The 8,520-nt window shown below is 67.8% G+C and carries 7 protein-coding genes; 5 read left to right on the plus strand and 2 right to left on the minus strand.

The window, feature by feature from the left end; translation table 11 throughout:
- Window positions 1-30: 30 nt before the first annotated feature.
- Complete coding sequence (locus RMO12_RS15270) at window positions 31-1,110, plus strand: substrate-binding domain-containing protein (RefSeq protein ID WP_309639921.1); 1,080 nt, start codon at window positions 31-33, stop codon at window positions 1,108-1,110.
- A 94-nt stretch (window positions 1,111-1,204) separates the two neighbouring features.
- Here RMO12_RS15270 and RMO12_RS15275 read toward each other — a convergent pair whose 3' ends face one another.
- Window positions 1,205-2,143 (minus strand): helix-turn-helix transcriptional regulator, encoded by a 939-nt coding sequence (locus RMO12_RS15275; protein ID WP_309639922.1) that lies wholly within the window; start codon window positions 2,141-2,143, stop codon window positions 1,205-1,207.
- A 107-nt stretch (window positions 2,144-2,250) separates the two neighbouring features.
- On the opposite strand from RMO12_RS15275, the gene RMO12_RS15280 reads away from it, so the two are divergent.
- The 4 genes from RMO12_RS15280 to phhA all read left to right on the plus strand — a co-directional run bounded on the left by RMO12_RS15280 (window position 2,251) and on the right by phhA (window position 6,927).
- Window positions 2,251-3,816 (plus strand): benzoate-CoA ligase family protein, encoded by a 1,566-nt coding sequence (locus RMO12_RS15280; RefSeq protein ID WP_309639923.1) that lies wholly within the window; start codon window positions 2,251-2,253, stop codon window positions 3,814-3,816.
- Window positions 3,817-3,847: 31 nt separating this feature from the next.
- Complete coding sequence (locus RMO12_RS15285) at window positions 3,848-4,645, plus strand: alpha/beta hydrolase (RefSeq protein ID WP_309639924.1); 798 nt, start codon at window positions 3,848-3,850, stop codon at window positions 4,643-4,645.
- A gap of 225 nt (window positions 4,646-4,870) precedes the next feature.
- The gene (gene hppD / locus RMO12_RS15290) at window positions 4,871-5,965 is read left to right on the plus strand and encodes a 4-hydroxyphenylpyruvate dioxygenase (protein WP_309639925.1); all 1,095 of its coding nucleotides are present in this window, start codon (window positions 4,871-4,873) and stop codon (window positions 5,963-5,965) included.
- A gap of 71 nt (window positions 5,966-6,036) precedes the next feature.
- Entirely contained in the window at window positions 6,037-6,927 is an 891-nt protein-coding gene (phhA, locus tag RMO12_RS15295) for a phenylalanine 4-monooxygenase (RefSeq protein WP_309626292.1), read from the plus strand.
- 9 nt (window positions 6,928-6,936) lie between these two features.
- On the opposite strand, the gene RMO12_RS15300 is transcribed toward phhA, so the two are convergent.
- Window positions 6,937-7,845 (minus strand): alpha/beta fold hydrolase, encoded by a 909-nt coding sequence (locus RMO12_RS15300; protein WP_309639926.1) that lies wholly within the window; start codon window positions 7,843-7,845, stop codon window positions 6,937-6,939.
- Window positions 7,846-8,520: the final 675 nt, after the last annotated feature.

The raw sequence follows: 8,520 nt of genomic DNA on the forward strand, positions 1-8,520 counted from the left end.
ACCCCCCAGATATATGTATAGGCCCGCCGAATGATGAGGATTCAGATCACGCCTCACTGGGGCGTGTCTCACGACGCCGAAGAGCCGGTCGACACCACCGGCCTGCTGTCGCTGCTGGCCGCGATCCAGGAAAGCGGCGCCATTGCGCAAGCCGCGCGCAGCGTCGGCCTGTCGTACCGGCATGCGTGGGGCCAGGTCAAGCGCGCGGAGGTGCTGTTCGGCCATGCCTTGGTCGATGCCGGCCGCGGGCGCGGATCGACGCTCACGCCGCTGGCAGAAAAGCTGATCTGGGCCGACCGGCGCATCACCGCGCGCCTCGCGCCGCTGCTGTCGTCGCTCGCCTCCGAGCTGGAGCACGAACTCGACCGTGCCTTGCCGGCGCGCCCGACCGCCGTGGCGGCACTGCGGCTGCACGCAAGCCACGGTTTCGCGGTCGCCGCGCTGGTTGAAAAACTCGAGGCCGCAGCGCTGTCGGTCGAGCTGCGCTACCGCAACAGCCTCGAGTCAGTCGCGGCGCTGGCGCACGGCGAATGCGACCTGGCGGGCTTTCATGTGCCGATCGGCGAGTTCGAGGCGCAGGCCGCGCAGCGCTACATGCGCTGGCTCAAGCCGCAGGTCCACAGCCTGGTGCACCTGGCCGTGCGCACGCAGGGCCTGTTCGTCGCGCCCGGCAATCCCAAGCGCATTCGCGGCCTGGCCGACCTGAAACGCGCCGACGTGCGCTTCGTCAACCGGCCTGAAGGTTCGGGCACGCGCATGCTCACCGAATTGCTGCTGGGCAAGGCCGGCATCCTGCCGGCCGAAGTGGTGGGCTACGACAGCACCGAATTCACCCACGCCGCGATCGCCGCCTACATCGCCAGCGGCATGGCCGACGTGGGCATCGGCGTGCAGACCGCGGCGCAGCGCTTCGGGCTGCAGTTTCTTCCGCTCGTGCGTGAGCGCTATTTTTTCGCGGTGACCAAGGCGGCGCTGACCGAGCCGACCATGCGCACGGTGCTCACGCTGATGCAATCACCCGCCTACCGCTCGTCGGTGGCGTCGTTGCTCGGCTACGAGGCGGCCGAAACCGGTAAGGTGCTCAGCGTCGCGGACGCCTTCGACCGCTGACAAGGGCAGGAGTCTCATGGACGCGATTCGACGCCGCGCATGCACCATAGTGCATGGTCATCGCGTTGAACCGGATGCCCTCTCGAGCGCGCCTTCACTGCGGCGCGGGAGTGGCCCGCGCCGAGCGCAATGCCGCGCCGAGCCGGGCGCAGGTCTCGTCCAACGGCAGGCCGGTCGTTGCAAATTTCAGGTCAGCCTTGCCATAGAAGGCCGCGCGGCCCAGCAGGATGCGGCGCAAATCGTCCATCGCCTCCTCGTTGCCGCCGCTGCCCGCCATCGGCCGCAGGTCGCCTTGGTCGATCACGCGCTGCATGTGCTCTTCGGGCGAAGCCTGCAGCCAGACGGTGAAGCACTGCGCCAGCAGCAGGCCGAAGGTGGCCGGGTCGGAGACGATGCCGCCCGGCGTGGCGATCACCGCGTCGGGCTGGCTGGCGATCGTCTCCTCGAGGGCGCGCCGCTCGTAGCGGCGGTAGGCGCTGGGTCCGTAAAGGTTGTGAATCTCGGCGAGCGAACACCCCGCCAGGCGCTCGATTTCGCGGTTGAGCTCGATGAAGACCAGCCCGAATTCGTCGGCCAGCATCTGACCGAGCGTGGACTTGCCGGCGCCACGCAGCCCGACCAGCGCAATGCGCCGCGCCCGCTCGGAACCGACCCGCGCCGTGCCGCCGAACAGCGGCATCAATGCGCCGCGCGCGCGCTGCAGTTCGGCTTCGCTGCGCCCGGCCAGCAGGTCGCGCATGAGCAACCACTCGGGCGATGCCGTGGTGGGGTCGCCCAGCAGCTCGGCGAGCGAACACGACAAGGCATGAGCCACTTGGCGCAGCACCAGGATCGAGGCGTTGCCGACACCCAGCTCGAGGTTGGCCAGGTGGCGCTCCGACACACCCGCGCCCTGCGACAAACCCTTGCGCGTGAGGCCTTTGCGGGCGCGCAGGGTGCGCACGCGCTCGCCGAGCGCCATCAGAAAAGGCTCGCGTGCCGCGGCGGCATCCGGCACGGGGGCCTGCCAAGGAGAGATCAGGAGTCGATCCATTCGTCCCTCGGAAAACATGCAATATAGTGCTTGACGATGTGTTTCGCTTGCGTTAATTTTCAAGCCGTTTGCCGACGCAACCCAACGGCAGCCACGAAGAACTGCTCATGAGCATCGCGCTGAATCCGCCGCCCGAACGCCTGAACTTCGCCGACTACTTGTTCGCATTGAACATCGGGCGCGCCGGCAAGCCCGCCTACATCGACGATGCCGGCACGCTGAGCTACGGCGCCCTTGCCGAGCGCAGCCGGCGCTTCGCGAGCGGGCTCACGGCCCTTGGCCTGCGCCGCGAGGAGCGCGTGCTGCTGCTGATGCACGACTGCACCGACTGGCCGGTGGCCTTCCTCGGCTGCCTTTATGCCGGCGTCGTCCCGGTGTGCGTGAACACCCTGCTCACCCCCGCCGACTACGCCTTCATGCTCGCGCACAGCCGTGCGCAGGCCGCTCTCGTCTCCGGCGCGTTGCTCGCCACGCTGCAGGCGGCGCTCGACGCGGGCAAGCATGCGGTGCGCGAGATCGTGGTGTCGCGCGCGGCGCAAGAGCTGCCGGGCCGCTGCCGCAATTTCGAGGGCCTGCTCGACGCGAGCCCGATGGCCGCGCCCGCCGACACGGCCGCCGACGACATCGCCTTCTGGCTCTATTCCTCCGGCTCCACGGGCCGCCCCAAGGGCACGGTACACAGCCATGCCAACCCTTACTGGACGGTGGAAACCTACGCGAAGAACGTGCTGCGGCTGAGCGAGAACGATGTGGTGTTCTCGGCCGCCAAGCTGTTCTTTGCCTACGGCCTGGGCAATGGCCTGAGCTTTCCGCTCGCCGCTGGCGCCACCACGGTGTTGATGGCAGAGCGGCCGACGCCCGCGGCCGTGTTCCAACGCCTTTGCCAACACCAGTCGACCGTCTTCTACGGCGTGCCCACGCTCTATGCCGCGATGCTGGCCGCGCCCGAGCCGCCCGCGCAGGGCCAGCTGGCACTGCGCGTCTGCACCTCGGCCGGCGAGGCGCTGCCGCGCCAGATCGGCGAGCGCTTTCGCAAACAGTTCGGCTGTGACGTGCTCGACGGCATCGGCTCCACCGAGATGCTGCATATCTTTCTGTCCAACGCACCGGGCGACGTCCACTACGGAACGAGTGGTCGGCCGGTCCCCGGCTACGAGATCGAGCTGCGCGGCGACGATGGCCACCCGAGCGGCAATGACGAGGTCGGCGACCTGTTCGTCAAGGGCGCCAGCGCCGCACTCATGTACTGGGCGCAGCGAGAAAAGTCGCAGGCCACGTTCCAGGGCAGCTGGACGCGCAGCGGTGACAAGTACTCGCGCGACGCTGCCGGCGTCTACACCTACGCTGGCCGCAGCGACGACATGCTCAAGGTGAGCGGCCAGTACGTCTCGCCCTTCGAGGTGGAGGCGGCGTTGATCCAGCATCCTGCGGTGCTGGAGGCGGCGGTGGTCGGCGTCATCGACGCCGACGGTCTTACCAAGCCCAAGGCCTACGTGGTGCTCAAGAATGGCCACTTGGCGGCCACCGAGACCGAGGCCGAACTCAAGGCCTTCGTGAAGGACAAGCTGGCCCCCTTCAAGTACCCGCGACGCATCGAGTTCATCGCCGAACTGCCGAAGACGGCGACGGGCAAGATCCAGCGCTTCAAACTGCGCGAGCTCGGCCAAGCATGAGGCACCGCCACCGACGCGGACCCAAGCCCGAATGAGTGAACAAGTCCGTATCGAAGCCGCCGGCCGCATGCTCGACATCGAGCACGCCTTCGTCGGCAGCAGCGCGCCGGCAGCGCCCTTGCTGGTGTTCCTGCACGAAGGCCTGGGGTCGCTCGCGATGTGGCGCGACTTTCCTTCGCGCCTGTGCGAGGCCACCGGCCACCGCGGCTTGGTCTACTCGCGTCCGGGCTACGGCCGCTCCACGCCGCGCGCGCCCGACGAGCACTGGGGCGTGGACTTCATGCACCAACAGGCGCGCGACGTGTTGCCAGCGCTGCTGACCGCGCTACAGGCGCCGCCACGCTATGCGCTCTTCGGCCACAGCGACGGCGGCTCGATTGCCCTCATCCATGCGGCCACATTCCCCGAGCGCGTGACGCGCGCCATCGTGCTGGCGCCGCACATCGTCGTGGAGACCTTGTCGGTGGCCAGCATCGCGGCGGTGCGCGAAACCTATCGCAGCACCGACTTCAGAGCCAAACTGGCCCGTCACCACGACGACGTGGATTCGGCGTTCTGGGGCTGGAACGACATCTGGCTGAACCCAGCATTCGCTCGCTGGAGCATCAAGGCGCTGCTGCCCGACATCCGCTGTCCGTTGCTGGCGATCCAGGGCGAACAGGACGAATACGGCACCATGGCCCAGATCGATGGCATCGCCGAAGCACTGCCTGGGGGACAGTGCCGATTGCTCGAGCTCGAGCACTGCGGACACTCGCCGCATCGCGACCAGCCGGCGGCGGTGATCGCCGCCTCCGGCGCCTTTTTCGCGCTCGACGCGCAGCCGTAAGTCACCGTGGTCGTCGCTCACGCCACCGACTTTTTTCGCCAGCGGTTCACGCACCACACGGCGCCGAGCCGATCGGGAGCGATCGCCGCCGCGGTCAGCGAACCGGGCAGGATGGAGCCGGGCTCGGCCTTCGGTCGAGCCCCCGGTGGGGTGGACCGCGACCCGCGCAGCAAAGCGGGGTCGGCTCGCCTATAAACGAACCATCGAGCGACTCGAAGGCACGCCATGCGTTTTTCTCCGTGGGACAACCCGATGGGCACCGACGGCTTCGAGTTCATCGAATACGCGGCGCCCGACCCGGTCGCGATGGGTGCGTTGTTTGAGCGCATGGGCTTTCGGCCCATTGCCCGGCATCGCCACAAGGCGGTGACGTTGTACCGCCAGGGCGAGATCAACTTCATCGTCAACGCCGAGCCCGATTCGTTCGCGCAGCGCTTCGCGCGCCTGCATGGGCCGAGCATTTGCGCGATCGCATTTCGCGTGCAGGACACGCGGCGGGCCTACGAGCGCGCGCAGTCGCTGGGCGCCTGGGCCTATGCCGGCACGGCGGGGCCGGGCGAGCTGAACATCCCGGCCATCAAGGGCATCGGCGACTCGCTGATCTACCTTGTGGACCGCTGGCGCGGCAAGGGCGGTGCCCAGGCCGGCGCGATCGGCGACATCGGCTTTTTCGACGTCGACTTCGAGCCGCTGCCGGGTGCAAGCCTCGAACCCAAGGGCAACGGCCTGACCACGATCGACCACCTCACGCACAACGTACACCGCGGACGCATGGCCGAGTGGGCCGAGTTCTACGAACGCCTGTTCAACTTTCGGCAGCTTCGCTACTTCGACATCGAAGGCCAGGTCAGCGGCGTGAAGAGCAAGGCCATGACCAGCCCCTGCGGCAAGATCCGCATTCCCATCAATGAAGAGGGCAACGAAACCGCCGGCCAGATCCAAGAGTACCTGGATCGCTACCACGGTGAGGGCATCCAGCACATTGCGCTCGGCTCGAACGACCTGCCGGCCACGGTCGATGCGATGCGCGCCGCAGGCGTGACGCTGCTCGACACCATCGACACCTACTACGAGCTGGTGGACCAGCGCATTCCCGGTCACGGCGAAGACGTGGCGGCGCTGCGGCGCCGCAAGATCCTCATCGATGGCAAGGCCGGCGAGCTGCTGCTGCAAATCTTCAGCGAGAACCAGCTCGGGCCGATCTTCTTCGAGTTCATCCAGCGCAAAGGAGACCAGGGCTTCGGCGAGGGCAACTTCAAGGCATTGTTCGAGAGCATCGAGCTTGACCAGATGCGCCGCGGCGTGCTGCGCCGACCATGACCGCGTCGGGCCGCCCCAAGCGGGCAAACGCCCCCCGCGGGAGACCGGCGCACGGCGCCGTGGAGGCCACATTGAACAGCGACAAGGGCGTCAATCAGGGTGTCGCCCCGGTCACCTATGGGCAGGGCGATCGAGCGCCTCGCGGCAACTACTCGCGCGCGCGCGCCGACTACACCTGCGAGCAGGATTTCTCGCAGTACACCGAGCAGGATCACGACACCTACCGACGTCTGTACGCCCGCCAGTTGCAGCAGTTGCCGGGGCTGGCATGCCACGAATTCATCGATGCCGTTTCGCAGCTCGGCGCACCCGAGCGCATCCCGCGCTTCGACGACATTTCCGAGCGCCTGCAACGGGCCACCGGCTGGCAGGTGGTCGGCGTGCCGGGACTGATTCCGGAGGAGGCCTTCTTCGCACTGCTTGCCGAGCGCAAGTTCCCGGTCACCGACTGGATGCGCAAGCCCGAGGAGTTCGACTACGTGGTCGAGCCCGATGTCTTCCACGACCTGTTCGGCCATGTGCCGCTGCTGTTCAACCCGGTGTTTGCCAACTACATGCAGGCCTACGGCCGGGGCGGCTTGAAGGCTTCACGACTCGATGCCTGCGAGTTGCTGGCGCGCCTTTACTGGTACACGGTCGAATTCGGCCTGATCGCCACGCCCGAGGGCTTGCGCGCCTACGGTGCGGGCATCCTGTCGAGCGCGGGCGAACTGCACTACGCGGTGACGAGCCCCGAGCCGAACCGCGTCGCGTTTGGGCTGCAGCGGCTGATGCGCAGCCTCTACAGGATCGACAGCTTCCAGGGCAGCTATTTCGTGATCGACAGCTTCGAGCAGTTGTTCAACGCGACGGCGCCAGACTTCACGCCGCTTTACGCGGCGGTTCGGCAGCAAACGACGGTCGGGGTCGGTACGGTGCTTGACGGCGAGCGCGTTTTCGGCCCCGGCCCGGATCCGCGCTAAGCGGGCGCGTCACGCGACAGCAGCGCCGCCGCCGATCCGCCGCGCCACCTCGGCGACCACCTGCGGGTGGAACGCCATGGCCATATGCGCGGTGGCGCGCAGATGGCGGTTGTCGGCACCGGCCATCGTGGCAGCGCGGGGTGGAAACACGATGTTGTCTGCGTGGCTGTAGAAGCAAGTGAAGCGCGCCGCCAGCGTGGCCGCCTCACGCGCCTTCAACGCGGCCAGCCAGTCACTGCTGCTGCGCATGTGCAGCACATTGGCGGTACGGCCAAGCCGCGCCAGCCAAGTGCCACGATGGGGCGTTGCGATCGTCACGACGTGATCCACGCGCTTGTCGGCCCCCGGCGTCGCCGCCAGCCAAGCGCGAACCACGAGCCCACCCATGCTGTGGCAGACCACGAGCGGCGGCAGTCCGGTCTCGCGCTCCAGACGGGCGACCGCTTGCTCGATCTGCGGCACGTAGACATCGAGTTCGCTGAACACCGGCTCCAGGCTGACGGCCACGCAGGGGCGGTGCTCGGCAGTACAGCGCTCGAGCCACGGCGACCACAGACCGCGGTTGCAGACATAGCCATGCACGAACACGATGCCACGCACGCCAGAGCGCCCCGGCACGTCGGGCCAGCGGTCGGCGCGGAAAGGCTGGCGCCACACGAAGACCTGCCAGGCCACGACGCACTCGCTTAACCAGGCCCGCACCAGTTCGCCGCACCGCGCGCGCGGCGTGGGGTCGCCGCCATGCACGCACACCAGCATTGCGAACTCGGCCGCCAGCACAACGGTGTAGCCGAACGAAATTAGCATGACGCCCAGCACGCCGATGACCGGATGTCCGGCGCTCCACCCGATCAGGAGCCACGTCGCAGCGACCAGCGCCAGCATCAGCATCACGCCACGCTGAAGTCGAGCCAGCATCGGCGCTAAGTCGGTGGCGCCGCGCACCCGGCGAGGCGCTGCGGGAGGCTGCTGTCGAGTCGGTTGATGGTGCCGGCCGCAAAGGCGCTGCCGCCAGCCGCGCGCGCGCACATCGCGCGGGGGGTCGGCGTCGTCGTCGAAGCCATTGGGGCGCGGCTGCTCGGCGCCATTGGTGTAATCGTTCGGCCTGAAGAGTTGACGGCGGGCAAGGTAGCGATCCCGGGCGATGCGTGTTGCATCATTCAATTGACGCCCTTTGCCGGGGCGTGCGTTTGTCCTCCAGCGTAACCCGACGCATCCATACCTCCAGGCCGCCTCGTCGCCGATCGCGTCCAGTACGTCAGCGCTGGTTTGTCTGAGCGCCCGGGCGAGCGGTGTCGCCACACGCCACGTCCAGCACGCGCTCGCCGTCGCGCGAGTCGACAATGGCCAGCAGATCGCGAGCCCAGGGGCCGAAGAGAACGGAAGCATGTGCCGCTCGTATGCCTCGGCAGCTTCGGCCGGATACGTCGAACCGTCGTACTTGCTTGCATGAGACGATGCGTCCACGGTGGCTCACGGTGGGTTCGTGGACGGGGGCGAGGCTAGCCCCCTGCACGGCGATTCGCTTGCTCGGAACAGAAAGTCGACCCCCGCACCCCTAGCCGTTGACCCCACGACACCGCCGCCATGAGC

Source organism: Methylibium sp. (assembly GCF_031393925.1).
Classification (GTDB): Bacteria; Pseudomonadota; Gammaproteobacteria; order Burkholderiales; family Burkholderiaceae_C; genus Methylibium.